Raw genomic sequence first — 20,900 nt, 5'->3', positions numbered from 1 at the left:
TTTACGGGCCTCGGCGCGCCGCCCGCGCGGCTACTGCTGGAACGCCCCCGGATGCGTCTGCTCCCGCACCGCCACGTACTGCTGGCGCACCGCCTGACCCACCGCCAGCTCCTCGCCCGGGTCCAGCACCTGCGCCACCGGCCCCGGCCACACCGGCGGGGTCCGCGGATCGAGGGCGCCCTGCGAGACGCCGAGCGCCCAGGCCGCCTGCCGGGCCGCGCCCGTCGCCGCGTAGTCCGCGGGCTGCGGCACGACCACCTGCGCCCCGAACAGCGCGGGCGCCGCCGCCTGCACGGCGGGCAGTTCGGCCGCGGGACCCAGCAGGAACACCCGCCGCACCTCCACGCCCCGCCCGCGCAGCACGTCCAGCGCGTCCGCGAGCCCGCACAGCATCCCCTCGAACGCCGCCCGCGCCAGGTGCTCCGGCTTCATTGACTCCCGCCGCAGCCCCGCGAGGGTCCCGGCGGTGTGCGGCAGGTTCGGGGTGCGCTCACCCTCCAGGTACGGCAGCAGCACCAGCCCGTGCGCGCCCGGCGTGGACTTCATCGCCAGGTCGGACAGGCTCTCCAGGTCCGGCAGCCCCAGCAGCTCCGCGGTGCCGCGCAGCGCCCGCACCGCGTTCAGCGTGGTGACCACGGGCAGATGCATGCCGGTCGCGTCGGCCAGCGACGTGATCATGCCGCCCCCGTCGACGAGCGGCTCGGGGTGCACGGCCATCACCGAGCCGGACGCGCCCAGCGACACCACCGCGTCGCCGAGCCCGATGCCGAGCCCGAACGCCGCCGCCATGGTGTCCGCCGTGCCGGCGGAGATCATCAGCCCCTCGGGGGTGGTGCCCGCCGCGTCCGCCGGGCCGATCACCTCGGGCAGCATCGCCTGGTGCCCGAGCGCCAGCTCCACCAGGTCCGGCCGGTAAGCGCCGGTCGCCGCCGCCCAATAGCCGGTGCCCGAGGCGCCGCCCCGGTCGGTGGTCCGGCGCACCGGCCGGCCCAGCAACTGCCACACCAGCCAGTCGTGCGCCTGCAGCAGCACGGCGGTGCGGGCCGCGTTCTCCGGTTCCGTACGCGCCATCCAGCGCAGCTTCGTCACCGGCTGCGCGGCGCCCGGCACACAGCCCACGGCCTGCGCCCACGCCTCGCGCCCGCCGAGCGCGTCGACCAGATCGGCCGCCGCGACCTGCGCGCGCTTGTCGCCCCCCGTCATCGCCGGGCGGACGGTGTTGCCCTGCGCGTCCAGCGGGACCAGCGCGCCCGCCTGCGCGGACACCCCGATCGCCTGCACGCCCTCCAGCAGCCCGCCGCTCGCGGCCTCGCCCAGGGACAGCAGCCAGGCCTGCGGGTCGACGTCCGGGGAGCGGCCGGCGTCGGGACCCTGCACCGGGTGCGGGGCGTACCCCTGCCTGAGCACGGCCCCTGTGTCCGTGTCACAGACGACGATGCGAGTGAAATCGGGCGCACTGTCCAGCCCGGCGACTATCCCCATACGGCGATTTTGCCGCATGGGGAGAGGTGCGGCGTCCGTCAGGTGTTGCTCGTGCCCCAGCCGTCCTCGGCAGGACCGTAGGCGGTGCGCTCCCGCAGGGCGTGGACCCGCTGCGCGACCGAGTCGGGCATACGGTCGCCGACCTTGTCGCTCACCACGTTGTAGGCCTTGTCCGCGAACTCACGGCTCTGCTGGGCCGCGGTCTCCGCGGTGTTGCGCACCGCGGGGTTCTGTGCCAGCTGCAGCGCGGTCCTCTTCATCTGCTCGTAGCGCTCCCGCCCGGCTTTCGTGCCCAGCACGTAACCCAGGACGGCTCCGGCGACGAACGTGAGCCGGTATCGCATGGCGGCCACCCTTCCCGTTGTTCCAGTCTGCGTGGGTCTCCGGCGCGGCGACGGGCCGGGGAGTACCGATTGGCGGAGCACCCCCCTGCTTGCGCTAATGTATGTGTCGCAGCGAGCGCGCGCCCTCTGGCGAATACCCAGGCGGATGCGTTCGATGCAGAACGAGGCATTCCTCCGTAGCTCAATTGGCAGAGCAGCCGGCTGTTAACCGGCAGGTTACTGGTTCGAGTCCAGTCGGGGGAGCTCGGTCCTCCGTAGCTCAATTGGCAGAGCAGCCGGCTGTTAACCGGCAGGTTACTGGTTCGAGTCCAGTCGGGGGAGCATGCTGAACGAGGACCCCTTCGGGGTCCTTTTTCATGTCCGGTGGAACCGCGCGCGGCGCGGCGCTGTCTTCATGGTCAACAGGGCCGTACGCAGCCGACCATCCGAAGCAGGAGATCGTATGAGCGGCTATGCTGCGGCAGACGGCGCGCACACATGTACGCGACACGCCGCTATGGGGCGGTAGCTCAGCCGGTTAGAGCAGCGGACTCATAATCCGTCGGCCGTGGGTTCGAGTCCCACCCGCCCCACCACCACTCACGGTTCCGCGGAACCGCCTCCCGTACGGGATCATCCGCCCCCGTGCGTCCCCTGTACGGCGTTGTCGTCGGACGGCGTCGGCGCGTCCGACGGGTCACGTTCCCCTTCCGCCTGCGACGGCGTGGTGTGCATCACGTCGGGGGTGGTCCATTCGCTGTCGTCCCGGTCGCCCTCGGCCTGGGACGGAGTGTGCTCGCTCATCGTGCCGCCTCCTGTCGCGGGGCCCGCCGCTTACGGCGACTACGAGTACCCCGCGCGCGGCGATGTCACCGCGCGGCGCGCCGGGCGAGGGCGCGGGCCAGCGCCGTGCGCACCTCCGGCGGCGGGGGAGTGCCCTCCGCCTCCGCGCACGCCGTCAGCGACTCGGCCACGGTGCGCAGCTTGGTGTTGGACAGCTGCGACGCCTCCCGCAGGATGTGCCACGCCTCGTCCGAGGAGCAGCCGTACGTCGCCATCAGGATGCCGCGCGCCTGGTCGATGACCGGGCGGGACGCGATGGCCTGCCGCAGCTGCTCGACCTCCTCCTGGAGCAGATGCAGCCGCTCCTCGCGCTCCAGCGCCACCGCCGACCCGGCCGGCGAGGGGCGCGGCGCGGGGGAGCGCAGCGGGTCCGTGGTGTCCAGCCCGGCCAGCTCCAGGATGCGGCGCGGCTGGCCGCTCCAGCGGCAGGTGGTGACCGGCATGGACCGCCGGCGCGCGTGCTCGCGCAGCACCTCCAGGAACTCCAGACCCGCGGTGTCCATGAAGTGCACACCGCTCATGTCCAGGTCGACCCGCGCCGTCCCGGCGGGCAGCTCCGCGAGCTTCCCGGCCAGCAACTGCGCACAGCCACGGACCAGCTCCCCGCGGGGGGTGAGCAGCGCCCGGTCCGCGTCCATGCGACCGCCGATGACCAAGGTGTCCTGCCGTCCCGGGGGGAACGAAGCCGCGGAAGTCATGTCACCGCCCTGTCGGTGCTCGTGGGTGGCCGGCCGGGCCGTCCCGGCGGCCCCGGCCGCCGCCGGCACCCGCACGAGAGGCTGCGCACGGTACTGCTGCGCTGCGGATGCGCCTGCCCACCCTGGGCCGCGGTACACACCGCTCCGCTGGAACGGCCGGGAACGGCCGGGAACGCGCGCGGGCCCGCCCGCACGGATGCGGACAGGCCCGGGGGAGGGAGGGACGGCGGGTCGAGGTGGGGCTCAGGCGCTGAGCGGGTCCAGCACCAGAGGGGTGATACGGCCCTCCAGCATGGCGCCCAGCCCCTCCACGGCGCACAGCTCCGGCTGCTCCGCGATGTGCACCGGCATGCCGGTGGCCTGACGCAGCATCTGGTCCAGGCCCGGCAGCAGGGCGCTGCCGCCGACCATCATGATGCCGCGGTCGGCCAGGTCGGCGACCAGGTCGGGCGGGCAGTCCCGCAGCACCTTGCCGATGCCGTCGAGGACGGCGGTGAGCGGCGTCTGGATGGCCCGCCGCACCGCCGCCGTGTCCACCTTCACCGACCGGGCGAGCCCCGTGGCGACGTCCCGGCCGTGGATCTCCGTGACCTCCGGCCCCTCCGGCGTCAGCCCGTTCCCCTCCAGCGCCAGCTGAAGAGGACGTACGGACTGGCTCGGCAGCATCAGCTGGTGCTGGTGGCGCAGGTGCTGCACGATCGCCGCGTCCACCGCCTCGCCGCCCACCGGGATGCGCTCGGCCCGCACGATCGACCCGAGCGACAGCACGGCCACCTGGGTGGCCGCGGCCCCGCACACCATGATCATGGTGGCTTCCGGCCGCTCCACCGGCAGCCCGCAGCCGACGGCCGCCGCGATCAGCGTGTCCACCAGCTCCACCCGGCGGGCCCCGAGCCCGACCAGCGTCTCGATCGCGGCACGCTGGGCCAGCGGGTCGGCGTCGTGCGGGGTGCAGGCGGCCGCCCGCAGCCGGGGCCTGCGGCGCAGGGCGCGGCGGGTGCGGTCGCCGATGAGCTGACGCAGCATCCGCTGCGCCATGTCGATGTCGACGACGGTGCCGCCGGTCACCGGCCGGACGACGCGGATGTAGTCGGGGGTGCGCCCGGTCATCTTCTCCGCGAACTCCCCGACCGCGATCAGCGCTCCGGTACGGGTGTTCACGGCGGCGACGGACGGCTGGTCGACGACGAGGCCGGCGCCCTTGACGTACACCCGGGTGCGGGCCGCGCCCAGGTCGACGGCGAAGTGGCAGCGGCGCAGCTGCTCCAGACTGGCGGTCACGGCAGTTCCTCCCGAGTGCGCGGCCTGCGCCCGCCGGGTGGCGGGCCTCTTCGCATCGTGCGCGCAGGACGGGGACGGCGCCTTTTGTGGGGGGCCGGGAGGGGGGCCGCTGAATGGGGGGTGGGGGGTGGTTCACATCGCGTCAGGTCGGTGGGAGCGGACTGACAGCGCTTCAGGGCACTGTTCGCGGAGCGCGAGAGGACCGGGCTGATGGTCTTGCAGGTCGGTTGCTGACTTTGCGGCAGAAGCGCGCCCCCTAAACGGCCTCCGGCCCCACGATCCCCCGCACCACCCCCAGCTCCACCAGGTCCTGCGGCCTGATGCGCAGGGCGTCCGCCGTGGACTCCGCCTCCGACGCCGGGCGTTTGAGGATCGCCGCTGCCAGTTCCGGGGCGATCACCGAGAAGTAGCTGTCCGGTGTGGCCCAGGTGTTGCCCGGTGCGGCCAGGGCGAGGGCGCCGCCCGAGCCGCCCTCGCCGATGACCAGGGTGGTCAGCGGGGTGCGGGCGGCGGCGACGGCGGCGAAGAGGTCGGCGATGGCCGCGCCGGCACCCTGGCGTTCCGCCTCCGCGTCGTTGGCCGCGCCCGGGGTGTCCACCAGGGTCAGGACCGGGATGCCGAGGCGGTCGGCGAGGCGGACCAGGCGGGCGGCCGTGCGGTAGCCGGCGGGGCGGGTGGCCGTGCCGGTCTGGGCCGCGTAGGCGACCGTACGGCCCTCGTGGTCGCCGAAGCCGCAGAGCATGCCGTCCGGGTCGGCGCCCCCGCTGCGGTCGCCGGAGAGCTGGACGCGGGACGTGAAGTACGCGTCCAGGTAGGCGGTGGCGCGCGGGCGGTGCGGGGCGCGGGCGCGGCGCACCGCCTCCCAGCCGGTGGAAGGGAGGTCCGATGCGCCGAGAGCGTGCGGCGGCGGGGCCGGGTCGGAGGAGGGGCGGGTCAGCAGGCGCAGCCAGCGTCCGAGGACGGTGCGCAGCTCCTCCGGCGGGACCAGCGCGTCCACCGCGCCCGCCGCGACCTGCGCCTCCGCCGTGTACGCCGTCGGGTCCGCGTCCGGCGGGCGGACCCGGGAACCCGCGAAACCGACCTGCGCACCGGGGAGGGCCAGCACGACGTCCGCGCCGGCGCCCAGGGTGGCCCAGCCGCCCCCGGTTGTCGGGTCCCGCAGGACGGCTATCTGGGGGAGCCGTGCCTCGCGGGCCCGCGCCGACGCCCGCGCCACCCGCTGAAGCTGCGTCAGGGCGAGCATGCCCTCCTGCATCCGGCTGCCCCCGGTGGCGACCAGGGACACCAGCGGCAGCCGGTGGGCCACGGCGTGCGCGTACGCCGCTTCCAGGCGGTCGCCCGTGCCCTCGCCGAGGGAGCCGCCGAGGTAGCCGAACTCGAAGGCGATCAGCGCGGCCCGGGTGCCCTCGACGTCCGCGACCCCGCAGACCACCGACTCGTCCTCGCCGGTGCGCGCGGCGGCGCGGGCGCGGGACCCGTCGTAGCCTGGCCAGCCGAGCGGGCCGTCCGGCGCCGACTTCCGTACCGGGTACGGAAGTTCCTCGAACGTGTCCGTGACCAGGGCGAGGGCCTCGCGGGCCGACGGTCGGTCAGCCATGGGCCAGCGCCCGCTTCATGATCTTGCCCATGTCGTTGCGGGGCAGCACGTCGAGGTGGCGGACGACCCGGGGCCGCTTGTGCGGGGCGAGGCGCGCGGCCACATGGTCCGCCAGCTCCTCCAGGCCGGGCGGGGACTGCGGGTCGGCCGGCACCACCCACGCCACGATCCGCTCGCCCAGATCGGCGTCCGGCTCCCCGGTGACCGCCGCCTCCCTCACCCCCGGGTGCTCCAGCAGCGCGTTCTCGATCTCGCCCGCGCCGATCTTGTACCCGCCGCTCTTGATCAGGTCGGTGGCCTTGCGGCCGACGATCCGGACGTCGCCACTCGGGTCGCGGACCGCCATGTCGCCGGTGCGGAACCAGCCGTCCGCGGTGAACGCCTCCGCGGTGGCGTCGGGGCGGTTGAGGTACTCGGTGAACAGGTTCGGCCCGCGCACCTGGATCTCGCCCACGGTCTCGCCGTCGTACGACGTCACCGGGGTGCCGTCCTCCTCGACCAGCCGCAGCTCCACCCCGGGCAGCGGCACCCCTACCGAGCCGGGGCGGGTCTCGCCGTCGACCCGGACGCTGGTGTTCATCAGCGTCTCCGTCATGCCGTACCGCTCGACGACCCGGGCGCCGGTCGCCGCCGTGATCCGCTCGTGGTCGTGGACCGGCAGCGCGGCCGAGCCCGACACCAGCAGCCGTGCGCCGGACAGGGCCCGGACGAGGTCCGGTTCGGAGGGCAGCGCCTCCGCGATGCGGTGGTACATCGTCGGCACGCCGAACAGCATGGTCGCGCCGGAGTTCAGCTCGCGGGCCACGCCCTCGGTGGTGAACCGGCCCAGGTGGCGCACCGATCCGCCGCGCCGCAGCGGGCCCAGCGTGCCGAGGACCAGGCCGTGCACATGGAACAGCGGCAGGCCGTGCACCAGCACGTCCGCGTCGGTCCACCGCCAGGCGTCGGCGAGCGCGTCCAGCGTCGAGGCGATCGAACGCCGGGGGATCACCGCGCCCTTGGGCGGGCCCGTGGTGCCGGACGTGTAGACGATCAGGGCCGGGTCCTTGGGGCCGCGCTCCCGGTCGTCGGGCACCGGGCCCGGGCCGGCGCCGCGGGCCGGGTCCACGTCGACGCGGGGCAGGGCGGCCGGCGCGTCGGGCAGCGCGACACCGGGCGCGGCGAGGAGCACGTCCGGCGCGCTGTCGCCGAGGATGTGGCCCAGCTCCCGCTCGCCCGACTTCGGGTTGAGCGGCACCACGACCACCCCGGCGAGCAGCGCGGCGGTGACGGCGACGGCGGTCTCCAGGGTCGGCGTGGCCCACACGGCGGCCGTGCGCACCCCCTTGAGGTCCCCGGCCACCGCGCCGGCCGCGGCGGCGAGTTCCCCGTACGTCAGTGAGCGCTCGCCGAAGCGCAGGGCGGGACGGCCGGCGGCTCCGCCGGCCGGGCCGTCGGTGAGGGCCGGGAAGAGAGAGGACACGCGTCGTACTCCTTGGGTCGCTGTCGTCGGTGACCACCGCTCGGGCGGCCGGGGTGCGTCGAGGTCCGCCGGGTCCAGGGTGTCCTACCCCCAGCCGGGTACCACCATCACCAGCCACACCACCGCCGGGACCGCCGCGACGACGATCCCGCCGTAGGCCATGAGCTGCCGGAAGAAGCGTTCGCGGTCGACGTCGGGGGCGGCGGCGAGGACCAGGGCGCCGTTGGTCGAGAAGGGGCTGACGTCCACCACGGTCGCGGACACGGCGAGCGCGGCCACCATGCCCACGGCGCCGATCTCGCCCTGCGCCAGGAACGGCACCGCGAGCGGGATCAGCGCGCCCATGATGCCGACGGAGGAGGCGAACGCGGACACGATGGCGCCGATGTAGCAGAGCAGCACCGCCGCGAGCAGCGGGACGCCGATGCCGCCGACGCCCTCGCCGGCCCAGGTGATGGTGCCCATCTCGTCCAGGACGCCGACGTAGGTGAGGACACCGGTGATCAGCAGGACCGTCGGCCAGGCGATCTCGGTGACCGCGCGACGGCTGTCGTCCGGCCAGACGGTGCTCAGCACGACCGCGAGGGTGATGGCGGTGAGGCCCGCGTCCAGGTCGAAGCCGAGGACGGCGACGACGAGCGCGGCCAGGCAGACGAGGGTGGCGATCACCGGGGCGGTGAGCGGGACGGCGGCGGCCGGGGCGTCGGTGCGGGTGAGCGTGGAGGCGGGGGCGGTACGGGTGCCTCCGCCGCCGCTGCCACCCCCGCTGCCCGCGGTGCCGCCCGGCTCGTCCTCCCCCTTCGCCGGCGGGGCGGCCGTCTCCGTGACCGCCCCCTGCCGCCACAGCTTCGGCCCGCCGCACACGGCGAACACCACCGCCGCGATGACCAGGTTCGCCAGCAGGGAGGCGAGGAACAGGGTGATCTCGCTGCCGGGCAGCTTCTCGCGCTCGACGATGCCGTTGACGATCGAGCCGTAGATGCTGATGGGCGAGAAACCGCCGGCCTGCGCCCCGTGCACCACCATCGCGCCCATGAGCAGGGGGCTGATGCCGTACCGGGCGGCGAAGCTCAGGGCGATCGGCGCGACGATCGCGACCGCGGCCGGGCTGACCGCGCCGATCGCGGTGAGCGCGCCGGTCAGGGCGAACATCACCCACGGGATCAGCGCCACCCGCCCCCGCACCATCCGCACGGCCGCGTGCACCAGCCAGTCGGTGGTGCCGTTGGCGCGGGCCAGGGCGAACAGGTAGGTGACGCCGACGAGGACGACGAACAGGTCGCCGGGGAAGCCGGCGAAGACGCCGTCCGCGTCGAGGTCGGCGACGAGCGTGCCGACCCCGAAGGCGGCGGCGAAGGCGAGCGCCCCCATGTTCACGGAGCGGGTGGTGGCGATGACGAACACCACCGCGAGGACGAGGATGGAGAGGAGTTCGGGGGACATACGGGCTCCCGAGTGGCTGAGTGGCTGAACCACTTGCGGCGCTGGAATGGCGTGATCCGTTCGGTGGCACAGCGTGCGGCCCGCGCGGGGACGCGTCAAGGGGTCGCGCACGAATTGGCTCAGCCACTCGGCCACTTGTGAGGACCCGGTGCTAATCTCCCGGCGAGAGGGGGACCGCCGTGACCGACGCCTTGCGCCCGATGGCGAAACAGCGCCTGTACGAACAGGTGCTGGACCGGCTGCGCCAGTATGTCGCCGAGGGCGGCCTGCGCGCCGGGGACCGTCTGCCGCCCGAGCGGGACCTGGCCCAGCGGCTCGGCGTGAGCCGCGCCTCCGTGAAGCAGGCGATCGTCGTGCTGGAGGTGCAGGGGCTGGTGGAGGCCCGGCACGGCGGCGGCACCTACCTGGTCCGCGACAGCCTCGACGTCGAGCCGGTCGAACGGATGGTGGAGCGGCGCCGGCGGCTGCCCGACGTGCTGGAGGCGCGGGAGGCCCTGGAGACCAAGCTCGCCGAACTGGCGGCCGAGCGCCGCACGGACGACGACCTGGCCGCGTTGCGGTCCGCGCTCGCGCACATGGCCGAGGAGATCGAGGCGGGCGGCGCGGGCGTGGAGGGCGACCGCCGGTTCCACGCGGCGGTGACGGCGGCCGCGCACAGCGCCCTGCTCGCGGAGTTCATGCGCTCCATCGCGGAGCAGATCGCGGAGAGCCGCACCGAGTCGCTGCGCCAGCCCGGCCGTCCGAACCGCTCCCTCGCGCAGCACCAGGCGATCCTGGACGCGATCGCCGAGGGCCGCCCCCGCCAGGCCGCGGCCGCGATGCGCCGCCACGTCCGCACGGTCGCCAAGGTGCGGCTGCTGGACTGGGACCCGGAGGACGACCGGTAGGCGTGGGCGCCTGTCCACGGTTGTTAGCCTCCTCGCGGAGCCGGAACGGTCGTGGGAGGGGTGAGGTGGCGTGGTGCGTGTCGCGCTGGTGACCTGTGCGGACGGGCCCGACGTGGCCGAGGACCGGGATCTCCCGGTGCTGGTGCGGGCGTTGAACGAGGCCGGGGCGGAGGCGTCCGCCGAGGTGTGGGACGACTCCCGCGTCGACTGGGCCCGGTTCGACCTCGCCGTGATCCGCTCCACCTGGGACTACAGCTGGCGGGCGGCCGAGTTCACCGCGTGGGCCGAGCGGTGCGGGGCGCTGACCCGGCTGGCGAATCCGGCGGACGTGGTGCGCTGGAACACCGACAAGCGCTACCTCGCGGACCTCGCCGCGGCCGGGGTGCCCGTCGTGGAGACGCGGTACCTGGAACCCGGGGACGCCGTGGAACTCCCGGACGGCCACGAGTTCGTGGTCAAGCCCGCCTCCGGCGCCGGCGCCCGGTTCGCGGCCCGCTACACCCCCGACGAGCACGACACCGCCGTACGGCATGTGCGGCGCCTGCACGACGAGGGGTTCACGGCGATGGTGCAGCCGTACGTGCGGGCGATCGACAGCGGCGGGGAGCGGGCGCTGCAGTTCTTCGGCGGGAAGCTGCTGCACGCCAGCAGGAAGGGGCCGGTGCTCGCACCCGGCACCCCCTACGACCAGCGCAAGACCGCCCACCCCGGGCTGACCGGCTGGAGCCCCACGGCGGACGAACTCTCCGTCGCCGAGGCCGCGTTGGCCGCCGTGCCCGGCGCACCCGAGCTGCTGTACGCGCGGGCGGACCTGGTGACCGGCGACGACGGGCGGCCCCGCATGATGGAGCTGGAGCTGGTCGAGCCGAACCTGTTCCTGTGGCTGCACCCCGAGTCGCTGCCCGTGGTCGTGGAGCGGATCATCCAGGCGGCGGGCTGACGGCCGTGCGCTGGAGCAGCCCCCAGGTGAACTCCGCCACCACCTCGTGAGGACGGCCCTCCGCGTCCGGGGCGGTGAACGCGAGCCCCCACCGGGTGGGCGCCGAGCCCTCCAGCGGGCGGGCCGGGGCGAAGGCGCGAGCCGCCTCGTCCACCGTGCACGACCAGGGCGTGAGGTCCTCCAGCGTGCGCAGCTCGGGCGCGGGCGCGCCGGGCGCGCGGACCAGCCACTCGTTCCACACCGCGCCCCCGCCCGCCGGGGTCAGCACCTCGAAGCGCAGGTCCGGCCAGAGCGGCAGCGGCCACTGCCACGCCTCGCAGTCCAGGTCGCCGACCCGGCGCGGGGTCCGCGACTCCGGCTCGCCCAGCACCGACCGGTAGCGCGACAGCGCGGGGCGGGAGCGCGGTGAGCGGACCATCGCCTGCCAGCGCCGGTTGGCCTCCCGCATGTCGGCGAGGGAGGCGCCCAGCGCGCGCCGGGCGTCCTCCACCAGGCCGGGGTTGTGGTCGGCCATGCGGCGCAGCAGCACCAGCTGGAAGTGGAACGGGGTGAACGGTTCGGAGGGGCGTCGTCCGGTGGGCACGGGACCATCGTCGCCCACCGGAGGCCCTCCCGGCGGCGGCCGTTCCGTCGTGGCTGGTCGCGCAGTCACCCACGCCCCTTTTGGGGCGTTGCCCCGTGGGTCGGGGTGTGGCTAGCCTGTGTTCGTCATGCCGATCGTTTGTTGGTATATCGAACGCTAGGAGGGGCCGGTCGTGGGACGACTTGTGCCAGCCGTGACCCGGGCTCTCGACATACTCGAGCTCTTCCTGGACGGGGACGGCACGCTGTCCGCCCCCGACATCGTGCGCAGGCTGCAGCTGCCGCGCACCACCGTCCATGAGCTGGTCACCACGCTCGCCGCCCGCAAGTACATCGTCCCGGTCGCCGGCCAGCCCGGCCGCTACCGGCTGGGTGTCCGGCCGTACCAGCTGGGCGCCCGGTACGCCGAGCACCTGGACCTGGCCGCCGAGGGCCAGCAGGTCGCCCGGTCCGTCGCCGAGACCTGCGACGAGACCGTGCACGTGGCGATCCTGGAGGACACCGACGTCATCTACATCGCCAAGGTGGACTCCACCCACGCGGTGCGGATGGTGTCGGCGGCCGGCCGCCGCCTCCCCGCGCACTGCACCTCCGTCGGCAAGATGCTGCTGGCCTCCCTTCCCGAGCAGGAACTGGCCGCGCGTTTCCCCGACGGCGCGGAGCTGACCGCGATGACCCCGAACAGCATCACCGACCCGGCCGTCCTGCGCGAGACCCTCGCCGAGATCCGCACGCGGGGGGTCGCGGTGGAGAGCCGCGAGTCCAACCCGGACGTGTCCTGCGTCGCCGCCCCGGTGCGCGACCGCACGGGGCAGGTCGTCGCCGCGCTGTCCATTTCCGTACCGATGATCCGCTGGAGCGACGAGCGCCTGGCCGAGCTGGAGCAGCTCGCCGTGAAGGGCGCCGCCGACCTCTCCGAGCGCCTGGGCCACAGGAGCATGGCATGACACTCGCGTTCGACGTCGCGGTCCGCGCGGAGGCGGAACTGGGCGAGGGAGCCACCTGGGACCCGGCCACCGGGCGGCTGCTGTGGATCGACATCCTCAACTCCCGCGTGCACACCTACGATCCGGCCACCGGCCGCCGCACCGTGCGCCGTACCGAGCAGCACGTGGGCGCCGCCAAGCCGCGCGTGGGCGGGGGTCTGGTGCTGAACCTGCGGGACGGGGTCGGCCTGCTCGATCCCGACGACACCTTCCGCTGGCTGCACCGCGAGCCGGTCCCGGGCCGCCGCGGCAACGACGCGGCCGTCGCCCCCGACGGCAGCCTCCTCGCGGGCACCATGCGCTACGACGAGGCGCCCGGCGGCGGCACGCTGTCCCGGGTGACGGGCGACGGCGCGGTCACCGTCCTCCTGGACGACGTGACGGTGAGCAACGGCACCGGCTGGAGCCCCGACGGCCGGCTGATGTACTACATCGACACGCCCACCCGCCGCGTCGACGTGTTCGACCACCGCGAGGACGGCACGATTTCCAGCCGGCGCCCCCTCGCGGAGATCGAGGAGGGCGCAGGCTTCCCCGACGGCCTCACCGTCGACGCCGACGGCTGTGTGTGGGTGGCCCTGTGGGACGGGGGAGCGGTGCGCCGCTACACGCCGTCCGGCGAACTGGACCGGGTGATCGAACTGCCCGTCCCGCGCGTCACGTGCTGCGCCTTCGGCGGCCCCGGCCTGACCGACCTCTACATCACCACGGCCCGCGTGGGCCTCATCGCCCCGCACCCGCTCGCCGGTTCCCTGCTGGTGGTCCCGGGAGCGGGCAAGGGCGTCGCCCAGCCCGCCTTCGCGGGCTGAGGCCGGCTCAAGCGGACGGGACGGCGCGGGGGTTCAACTCCCGCGCCCTCACAACCCCGTGCGGTCCAGCCTCCGTACCAGTTCCCGCTCCGGCGTCGTCATCGGCGCTTCGGTCAGCGGCGGCAGCGGGGACCCCGCAAGGGCGGCCAGAGCAGCGGTCGGGCGGAACATGCGGGTCGGGGGTGTGAGCAGACTCGTCAGGTCCCAGATCACCGACGCCGCCGTGAACGAGCCGGTCGCCGCGCGCATCATGCGGCGGGTGTACGCCGTCACCAGCCGGTCCGCCGGGGACGGGCGGCCGCCGCCGCGCACGTCCGGGTAGAGCACGTCCTGGCTGACGGCCATGGTCCAGGCCGGCTCCGCCGCCCGCGCCGCGCCCCGCACCACCCGCCGCGCCAGACCGGGCGCCGTCATGCCGCCCCGGGTCAGCTCCCGGCTCAGCACCCGCGCCCCGAACGCGGCCACCGACATCCCGTGCCCGTACGCCGGGTTGAACGTGGCCAGCGCGTCGCCCAGCACCACGAACCGCTCCGGCCACCGCGGCAGCTTCTCCAGATAGCGCCGCACGTTGCTGGTCGAGCGGCTCAGATGTACGTCGCCCAGCGGTTCCGCGCCCGAGATCAGCCGCCCCACGATCGGGTCGGGCAGCGCCAGCGTGTACCGCAGCAACCCCTCCGGGTCGGACGGCGGCTCCCCGCCGCGCGACCCGCCGCAGCTCACCAGCCAGCGCCCGCCCTCCACCGGCATGATCATCGCGCTGCGCGCCGGGCGGCCCAGATACGGGTTGGGCTGCACGATCGTCAGCGGGAAGTCCTCCGCGCCCTCCGGCACCCGGTAGAGCCGGGTGGCGTTCACCAGACCCGAGTCCACGGCCCGTTCCCGCACCCCGCTCACCCCGAGCCCGTCCAGCCAGCTCACCACCCGGGTGCCGCGGCCGCTCGCGTCGACGACCAGGTCCGCGTCCAGGTCGACGTCCCCGCCCGGCTCCGCCAGCCGCACCCCGCGCACCTGCTCCGCCGAGCCGGTCAGCCCCACCACGGCCCCCTTGCGGACCGTGACCGGCGCCCGCTCCAGCACCGCCTCCCGCACCACCCAGTCCAGCAGCGCCCGCGTGCAGGTCAGCATGGACGGGCCGGTGCGCCGCCAGCGCCGCAGCCAGCCCTCGGGGGTGAGCGCCAGCATGCCCGAGTTCAGGGGTATCTCGTGCGCCCCGGCCGCCAGCAGGCGTTTGCGCAGCTCCGCGCCCTCCAGCAGCTCCTCCATCGCCCGGAGTCCGCCCTCCATCAGCAGATGCGCGTGCCGCCCCTGGGGCAGCCCCCGGCGGTGCGCCGGACCGTCGGGCAGCTCGTCCCGGTCCACCACGACCACCTCGTCCGCCCCCGCTGCGGACAGGACGGCCGCGGCCAGCATGCCGGACAGTCCGGCACCGATGACGACAGCTCTACGCGACATGGGGCTCCTCGGGTTCGCTCAGGGATCCGGAAAGGGAGGACGGTGCCGCGCCGTCATGCGCGGACGTGCGGGAGGGCGGCCGGTGCAGCGCCTGGGCCAGCTCCACGAGCCCGCCGGTGCCGGACACCTCGGTGGCGTGCAGCCGGTAGCTGCCCGCGCTCTCGGGCGGCTCCTCGCGGGCGGCGGCCCGGCGCGCCGCGTCGGTGAGCATCGCCGCCTCCGCCGCGAGCCGCGCCTGGTGCGGGGGGTGTCCCGCGCGCAGGGCGGAGTCGCGGACCCGTTGCCGGACGCGGTGGTCGAAGTAGGGGGCGAGGACCAGCAGCGCGTCGTGGATGGACACCTCGCGCCACTGCAGCCGTGCCTGTGGCAGCTGCCACCAGCCGGTCGGCGGCTTGGGAGCGGTGGACACCGACCGCACCAGGTCCCACAGCGGCGCGAGCCGCCGGTGGTCGGCCCACGCCCGCCACTGGGCGACCGCGGACGGCAGCAGATACCCGGCGGAGCACAGCAGCGCGGCCAGCGACGCCAGCGGCGGGGCCACCGTGGTGGACAGGAAGTCCAGGTCGTGACCGGCCCAACGGGCCGCCACGGCGACGCACTTGGCCGCCACGAAGCCCACCGCGTCGATCAGCGCGCCCGCCATGATCAGCCGCAGCCCGGTGCGCAGCGGCCCCGACACCTCCCGCGCCCACTTCACGCAGACCGCGCACATCACCAGCATCGAGGCGGCGTGCCCCAGCAGGTAGAGCAGGATCATCTCCCGCATGAAGGGGGTGCCCGCGTAGTAGGTGTCCAGGTCGGTGAGGCGCTCGGTGCGCGCGTCCGCCAGTGCGAACAGCACCACCACGGCGGCCACCAGTACCCCGTAGACGGCCACGCAGCGCAGCACCAGGCGGCGTACCAGCGGGCGCGGACCGCCCCGCCAGTTGATCAGCAGCACCAGCACCGCGCAGCTGTACGCGCAGATCATGCCGTAGGTCAGCGGGGCGCCGAAGTTGGGGACGCCGGTGAGGGCGTTGACCCGGGCCAGGGTGGCCGGGGCCGCGCACACGAAGACCAGCGCGCCGAGCAGGATCGACACGCAGGTGGAGACGGCCAGCGGGTTGCGCAGCGCGCGGCGCGGACGGCGCACCAGCAGCACCGACGTCATCCCGAACACGAAGGCCGCCAGATACACGACGAGACTCATGCGGGCCGCCTCCTCACCCCTGTGCCCCGGCTCACGCGGTGCCCGCCGTCGGGGTGCCGGTGGGCACGACGGGCACCGGGAGCGCGGGCGCGGGAACGGCGAGCGCGTCGGCGATGCGGACCAGCGACTCCGGCTCCGGCACCGGCGCGAGCGGGCGCGCGCCGGAGCGGGACGGCGGCACGCGCAGCCCCGGGTCGGCCTCCCGGCGTACCGCCGCGGTGATCACGGCGGCCCAGGCGGCGGCCTCGGCGCGCGCCGGGTCGCCCGTGGAGGCCAGCGTGCCGGCCCGGGTGCGGTCGAACAGCTCCCGGTCGAGATAGGCGTCCAGATGGCCGAGCGCGTTGAGGATGCTGGTCTGACGCCACATCAGCCGGGTCGCCGCGGAGGCGAAGCGGGGCCGGGGCAGCCGCAGCGTCCTGCGGGTCAGCAGGTCGTCCAGCGTCCGCTCCAGCGGCTCCAGCCGGGCGTACGTCCGCCGGGCCCGCCGCGCCTCGGCCGCCCGCGGCAGGGTCAGCGGCACCAGCACTCCGACGACCGTGAGCAGCGCCCCGAGTCCGGCGGCGGCCGGGGAGACGGTGGTGACGAGCGTGGTCCAGTCCCGCCCGGTCCAGCGGGCGGCCACCGCGACCAGCTTGGTCGAGCTGTACCCGGCGCCGCAGGCCGCGCCCGCGCCGAGCAGCAGCAGCCCGGCCCGCAGCCCGCCGCGCACCCGGCGCGCCCAGCGCAGCGAGGACACCGCGGTGACCGTGGCCGCGGTGAGGTGCGCCAGCAGGTACAGCACGATCATCTGTGCGATGTACGGGGTCGTCGCGTAGTAGGTGTCCAGATCCGTACGGCGCTCCACGGGCGCCTCACCGAGGGCGAACGTGGCGGCGACGCCGGCCACGACGACGGCGTACGCGACGATCCAGCGGCGGGCGGTGCGCCGCACCCGGGGCCCGCCCCGCCAGTGCACGACGAGCACCTGCGAGGCGGCGCAGTACCCGGTGATCGCCGCATAGGTGAGAGGCGCGGCGAGGTTGGGCACCCCGCCGATCCGGTTGACGGCGCCGACGGTCGGCGGCGCGCCCAGGAAGAAGCACAGCCCGGCCAGGCCGAGCACCGCGCAGATGGCCCGCAGATACGGGTCGCGCCGGTGCCGCAGCAGGTCGGGCGCCTTGATCAGCAGCCCGAGCCACAGCACCCCGCAGCTCACGTAGTTGAGCAGGCCGCCCGTCATCTCTTGGTCCCGCGGTAGTTGAGCGCGGCGCCGATCCGGCCGGCCAGGTCCTGCGGGTCGCCCGGCTCGGCGGCGTGCGCGGTGCCGGCCGAGGTGTCCAGCCAGGACCGCAGCCGGCGGCCCATCAGCATCCCGAAGCGGTCCGCCTCCTGCTCCTCGGCGAGGCTGAAGTCGGTGCGCGCGGCGACCGGACGCGGCTGCCCCGCGGGCGCGGGCTCGTCGGCGGGGCGGCGGTTCATGTGCCACACCTCGTGGCAGAGGATGACGATCTGGTGCCACACGGCGGCCCGTTCGTCCACCACGACGTCGTCGTGGGTGTCGCGCTCCAGCCACAGACCGCTCGCGGTGTGCGGGGGAAAGGCGGCCCGGTGCACGTGCACCTCGCGCCCCCGCCAGGCGCTCACCGACGCGACCAGCGCCTCGAACAGGACCTCGGGGTCCGCGGGGACCCGCACCCGGATGGGGTCGATGAGGGCGTCAGCGAGGCGACGCATCTCCTTCCTGGTACGCACCGCTGTCTCCCTGTTCCCCTGGGCGTCGCTCGGTCACCTGTGCAATATGCCAAGTCGCATGCCGTTTCGGCCAGTTCCGTGGCCCGCCGGATCACTCGGTGACCGCCACGGTGTCGCCGGGCGCCGCGGCGCGGGCGCGGACCTCCCGGATCAGCTCCGGGTGGCGCAGGGTGCGGGAGACGGCCCCGATCTCGCGGAGCAGTTCCGTGGTGTCGGCGCCGTGGTCGCTCTCCGCACCGGGCGGCGCCTCGACGGCGTCCAGGATCACCACGGCCGCCGCCACGGCGCGCGCCCGCTCCGGCGGGCAGCCCAGGTCCAGGGCGGCGGCGTAGGAACGCTCGCGCAGCCGTTCGTCGGTGCGGCGGGCGAGCGGCAGCAGCACGTCGCGGATGAACGTCTCCCGCCGGGTGAGCCGCAGTTCGGCGCTGGCACGCCAGGCGACGGGCAGCCCGGAGCCGTGCACCTGCCGCATCAGCAGGTACAGCGGGCGCAGCCGCTGGTGGGCGAGCCGGATCCGCCAGCGGTCGTGCAGGTACTGGCCGGCGTGCGGGAGGATGAAGCCGACGGCGATGGACACGGCGGACAGACAGGCGAGCGCCGGGGCCACGTGCAGGTTCAGCCAGTCCAGGTCGTTGCCGGTCCAGCGGGCGCCCACGGCGGTGAGCTTGGCCGCGTCGAAGCCGAGGTTGAGGGCGTAGCCGAGGCCGAGGAACTTCAGTCCCCAGCGCAGCAGCGCGTCGAGTCCGTCGGTGCGGATCCAGTTCCAGATCAGCTTCGAGGTGATGAGCGCGGCGGTGGTGTGCGCGAGGAGGTAGAGCAGGATCTCCTCGCGCATGAACGGCGTGGTGGCGTAGTAGGTGTCCAGGTCCCGGGTGCGCTCCACGGGCACGTCCGCGAGGGCGAACAGCACCCACAGCGCCACGATCACGCCCCCGTACGCGGTGACCACCAGGCGGGTGGCGCGGCGGGTCGCGGCGGTCCGCTCGGACAGGCCGTCGCGCCAGGCGATGATCAGCACCAGGCAGGACCCGCAGAACGCGGTGAGCAGGGAGTACACCCAGGGCGCGGAGATGTTGGGCACGCCGGTGACCTGGTTGACCCAGCCGATGGTGGAGGGGGCGACGAACACGAACACCGCGCAGGCGAGCAGCAGCAGCCCGCCGACGGCGCGCAGCAGCGGGTCGCTCCACAGCCGGATGATCGTGGGCACCTTGATGGCCAGGGCGGCGGCCAGGACGCCGGCCGGGATCCACCAGAAGGACGGGTAGAACTCGCCGAGGAACGTGGCCGGGCCCATGGCCGCGTCCGCGAACCCCATCGCGACCCCTCGCTTCCCTCTGCGGCCGGTTGAAGCCTGTTCGAGCCTACGCGGATAGACGTGTCCGCGTCATGCCATCCCGGTGACGGATGCGCCCTGTTCCGGCCGTCCGCGCCCGCCCGCCGTCCACGGCTGAAGGCCGGGCGAGTTCATGCCGGGGCATTGACGCGCGGGGTCGCCGACCGTACGGTCCGTTCGAAGTTACGGGCGTCATCCGAGATATCGAACATGCAGGGTTCGTGCACATGATGGGCAGAGGCAGCGCCAGATCGTGGCGGGCGTCGCCCACACCCAACTCGCCGGCCAGTGACGCTCCCTCAGCAGGACCCGACCCGTCGAAAGGACACGATGCGCACCGCCCGCTTCACCCTGGACCCCGCCTTCACCGTCGGCACGGTCGACCCCCGGCTGTTCGGCTCCTTCGTCGAGCACCTCGGCCGGTGCGTCTACACCGGCGTCTTCGAACCGGGCCACCCCACCGCCGACGCCGACGGCATCCGCGGCGACGTCCTGGACCTGGTCCGCGAACTCGGGGTCACCGCCGTCCGCTACCCCGGCGGCAACTTCGTCTCCGGCTACCGCTGGGAGGACTCCGTCGGGCCCGTCGAGGAGCGCCCGCGCCGCCTGGACCTGGCCTGGCGGTCCACCGAGACCAACCGCTTCGGCCTGTCCGAGTACATCTCCTTCCTGCGGAAGATCGGGCCGCAGGCCGAGCCGATGATGGCCCTCAACCTCGGCACCCGGGGCGTCGCCGAGGCGCTCCAGCTCCAGGAGTACGCCAACCACCCCGGCGGCACCGCCCTGTCCGACCTGCGCGCCGAGCACGGCGACAAGGACCCGTTCGGCATCCGGCTGTGGTGCCTGGGCAACGAGATGGACGGCCCCTGGCAGACGGGCCACAAGACCGCCGCCGAGTACGGCAGGACCGCCGCCGAGACCGCCCGCGCCATGCGCCAGCTCGACCCCGGCGTGCAGCTGGTGGCCTGCGGCTCCTCGGGCCGCTCCATGCCGACCTTCGCCGAGTGGGAGGCCACCGTCCTGCAGGAGACGTACGACCTGGTCGACTACATCTCCCTGCACGCCTACTACGAGCCGCTCGACGGCGACGTGGACTCCTTCCTCGCCTCCGCAGTCGACATGGAGAGCTTCATCGAGGACGTGGTCGCCACCTGCGACCACGTCGGGGCCCGGCTGAAGTCCCGGAAGAAGATCAACCTCTCGTTCGACGAGTGGAACGTCTGGTACATGTCCCGCACCGACGAGCAGGTGAGCGCCCTCGACTGGCCCGAGGCGCCGCGATTGCTGGAGGACAGCTACAGCGTCCTGGACGCGGTCGTCTTCGGCTCGCTGCTGATCGCGCTGCTGCGGCACGCGGACCGGGTCGCCGTCGCCTGCCTGGCCCAGCTGGTCAACGTCATCGCCCCGATCATGACCGAACCGGGCGGCCCGGCCTGGCGGCAGACGACGTTCTTCCCGTTCGCCCAGGCCTCGAAGTACGGCCGCGGCGAGGTCCTCGACGTGCGCGTGGACTCCCCGACGTACGCGACGGAGAAGTACGGGGAGGCGGACCTGCTGCACGCGACCGCGGTGCGGGGCGAGGACGGCACGGTCACCGTGTTCGCCGTCAACCGCTCCCGCACCGAGCCGCTGCCGCTGGACGTCGCGCTGAACGGGCTCGGCCTGACGTCCGTCACCGGGCACAGCGTGCTCGCGGACGCCGACCCCGACGCCCGCAACACCCTCGCCGAACCCGAGCGGGTGGTGCCGCACGCGGGCGAGGGCACCACCCTGGACGGCGGCCGCCTCACGGCCGTGCTGGAGCCGCTGTCCTGGAACGTGATCCGGCTGGCGTGACGCGCGCGCGGCGTGACCCGGCG

Annotated in this window: 19 protein-coding genes and 3 tRNA genes; 8 read left to right on the top strand and 14 right to left on the bottom strand. The window is 74.4% G+C overall.

What is annotated here, in order from left to right; all coding sequences use genetic code 11:
• Positions 1-30: 30 nt before the first annotated feature.
• Both AY578_RS10225 and AY578_RS10220 read right to left on the bottom strand, forming a co-directional pair.
• Positions 31-1,482, bottom strand: coding sequence for a xylulokinase (locus tag AY578_RS10225; RefSeq protein ID WP_019523215.1), 1,452 nt, complete (start codon positions 1,480-1,482; stop codon positions 31-33).
• Between the two features lie 38 nt (positions 1,483-1,520).
• Positions 1,521-1,826, bottom strand: coding sequence for a YtxH domain-containing protein (locus AY578_RS10220; protein WP_215048827.1), 306 nt, complete (start codon positions 1,824-1,826; stop codon positions 1,521-1,523).
• A 170-nt stretch (positions 1,827-1,996) separates the two neighbouring features.
• Here AY578_RS10220 and AY578_RS10215 point away from each other — a divergent pair.
• The 3 genes from AY578_RS10215 (at position 1,997) to AY578_RS10205 (ending at position 2,401) form a co-directional block, all read left to right on the top strand.
• Positions 1,997-2,069: transfer RNA gene (locus AY578_RS10215), tRNA-Asn, on the top strand.
• A 5-nt stretch (positions 2,070-2,074) separates the two neighbouring features.
• A tRNA-Asn gene (locus AY578_RS10210) sits at positions 2,075-2,147 on the top strand.
• Positions 2,148-2,324: 177 nt separating this feature from the next.
• Positions 2,325-2,401: transfer RNA gene (locus AY578_RS10205), tRNA-Ile, on the top strand.
• A gap of 37 nt (positions 2,402-2,438) precedes the next feature.
• Here the strand turns inward: AY578_RS10205 and AY578_RS10200 are convergent.
• The 6 genes from AY578_RS10200 to AY578_RS10175 form a co-directional block, all read right to left on the bottom strand.
• Entirely contained in the window at positions 2,439-2,609 is a 171-nt protein-coding gene (locus AY578_RS10200) for a hypothetical protein (protein WP_019526220.1), read from the bottom strand.
• A 65-nt stretch (positions 2,610-2,674) separates the two neighbouring features.
• Complete coding sequence (locus tag AY578_RS10195; protein WP_026244025.1) at positions 2,675-3,346, bottom strand: ANTAR domain-containing response regulator; 672 nt, start codon at positions 3,344-3,346, stop codon at positions 2,675-2,677.
• 243 nt (positions 3,347-3,589) lie between these two features.
• Complete coding sequence (locus AY578_RS10190) at positions 3,590-4,627, bottom strand: rod shape-determining protein (protein ID WP_136239726.1); 1,038 nt, start codon at positions 4,625-4,627, stop codon at positions 3,590-3,592.
• Between the two features lie 256 nt (positions 4,628-4,883).
• Complete coding sequence (locus AY578_RS10185; RefSeq protein ID WP_161107812.1) at positions 4,884-6,224, bottom strand: carboxyl transferase domain-containing protein; 1,341 nt, start codon at positions 6,222-6,224, stop codon at positions 4,884-4,886.
• Positions 6,217-7,686, bottom strand: coding sequence for an acyl-CoA synthetase (locus AY578_RS10180; RefSeq protein WP_258902279.1), 1,470 nt, complete (start codon positions 7,684-7,686; stop codon positions 6,217-6,219). The genes AY578_RS10185 and AY578_RS10180 overlap by 8 nt, the downstream gene beginning before the upstream one ends.
• An 84-nt stretch (positions 7,687-7,770) precedes the next feature.
• Positions 7,771-9,129: an SLC13 family permease gene (locus AY578_RS10175; protein ID WP_028959708.1), complete on the bottom strand. Its 1,359-nt coding sequence runs from the start codon at positions 9,127-9,129 to the stop codon at positions 7,771-7,773.
• A gap of 179 nt (positions 9,130-9,308) precedes the next feature.
• Between AY578_RS10175 and AY578_RS10170 the strand changes: the two genes are divergently transcribed.
• Together AY578_RS10170 and AY578_RS10165 are read left to right on the top strand one after the other, a co-directional pair.
• Positions 9,309-10,016: a FadR/GntR family transcriptional regulator gene (locus tag AY578_RS10170; RefSeq protein ID WP_028959709.1), complete on the top strand. Its 708-nt coding sequence runs from the start codon at positions 9,309-9,311 to the stop codon at positions 10,014-10,016.
• A gap of 70 nt (positions 10,017-10,086) precedes the next feature.
• The gene (locus AY578_RS10165; RefSeq protein WP_028959710.1) at positions 10,087-10,956 is read left to right on the top strand and encodes an ATP-grasp domain-containing protein; all 870 of its coding nucleotides are present in this window, start codon (positions 10,087-10,089) and stop codon (positions 10,954-10,956) included.
• Here AY578_RS10165 and AY578_RS10160 read toward each other — a convergent pair.
• On the bottom strand, positions 10,937-11,539 hold the full coding sequence (locus AY578_RS10160; RefSeq protein WP_037779049.1) for a hypothetical protein: 603 nt from the start codon (positions 11,537-11,539) through the stop codon (positions 10,937-10,939). The two genes, AY578_RS10165 and AY578_RS10160, sit on opposite strands and share 20 nt — an antisense overlap.
• A 172-nt stretch (positions 11,540-11,711) precedes the next feature.
• Between AY578_RS10160 and AY578_RS10155 the strand changes: the two genes are divergently transcribed.
• Together AY578_RS10155 and AY578_RS10150 are read left to right on the top strand one after the other, a co-directional pair.
• On the top strand, positions 11,712-12,485 hold the full coding sequence (locus AY578_RS10155) for an IclR family transcriptional regulator (RefSeq protein WP_026244024.1): 774 nt from the start codon (positions 11,712-11,714) through the stop codon (positions 12,483-12,485).
• Positions 12,482-13,333: an SMP-30/gluconolactonase/LRE family protein gene (locus AY578_RS10150; protein ID WP_019526207.1), complete on the top strand. Its 852-nt coding sequence runs from the start codon at positions 12,482-12,484 to the stop codon at positions 13,331-13,333. The genes AY578_RS10155 and AY578_RS10150 overlap by 4 nt, the downstream gene beginning before the upstream one ends.
• A gap of 48 nt (positions 13,334-13,381) precedes the next feature.
• Here AY578_RS10150 and AY578_RS10145 read toward each other — a convergent pair whose 3' ends face one another.
• The 5 genes from AY578_RS10145 to AY578_RS10125 form a co-directional block, all read right to left on the bottom strand.
• Complete coding sequence (locus AY578_RS10145) at positions 13,382-14,785, bottom strand: FAD-dependent monooxygenase (RefSeq protein ID WP_086020203.1); 1,404 nt, start codon at positions 14,783-14,785, stop codon at positions 13,382-13,384.
• Positions 14,775-15,974: an MAB_1171c family putative transporter gene (locus AY578_RS10140; protein WP_019526205.1), complete on the bottom strand. Its 1,200-nt coding sequence runs from the start codon at positions 15,972-15,974 to the stop codon at positions 14,775-14,777. The genes AY578_RS10145 and AY578_RS10140 overlap by 11 nt, the downstream gene beginning before the upstream one ends.
• A 31-nt stretch (positions 15,975-16,005) precedes the next feature.
• Positions 16,006-17,193 carry an MAB_1171c family putative transporter gene (locus tag AY578_RS10135; RefSeq protein ID WP_161232528.1) on the bottom strand — a complete coding sequence of 396 codons (1,188 nt, stop codon included), beginning with the start codon at positions 17,191-17,193 and terminating at the stop codon, positions 16,006-16,008.
• Positions 17,190-17,705, bottom strand: a complete 516-nt coding sequence (locus AY578_RS10130; RefSeq protein WP_137210590.1) for a toxin — start codon at positions 17,703-17,705, stop codon at positions 17,190-17,192. Before AY578_RS10130 ends, AY578_RS10135 begins: the two co-directional genes overlap by 4 nt.
• Positions 17,706-17,796: 91 nt before the next feature.
• Positions 17,797-19,023 (bottom strand): DUF6545 domain-containing protein, encoded by a 1,227-nt coding sequence (locus AY578_RS10125; protein ID WP_136239721.1) that lies wholly within the window; start codon positions 19,021-19,023, stop codon positions 17,797-17,799.
• A 348-nt stretch (positions 19,024-19,371) separates the two neighbouring features.
• Here AY578_RS10125 and arfA point away from each other — a divergent pair, with 348 nt between their 5' ends.
• On the top strand, positions 19,372-20,877 hold the full coding sequence (arfA, locus tag AY578_RS10120; protein ID WP_019526201.1) for an arabinosylfuranosidase ArfA: 1,506 nt from the start codon (positions 19,372-19,374) through the stop codon (positions 20,875-20,877).
• The last annotated feature ends 23 nt before the right edge of the window (positions 20,878-20,900 follow it).

Origin of the sequence: Streptomyces thermocarboxydus (assembly GCF_024760485.1) — a bacterium.
Classification (GTDB): Bacteria; Actinomycetota; Actinomycetes; order Streptomycetales; family Streptomycetaceae; genus Streptomyces; species Streptomyces cellulosae.
The sequence above is the reverse complement of the archived record's forward strand: the minus strand, read 5'-3'. Positions and strand labels throughout refer to the sequence as shown.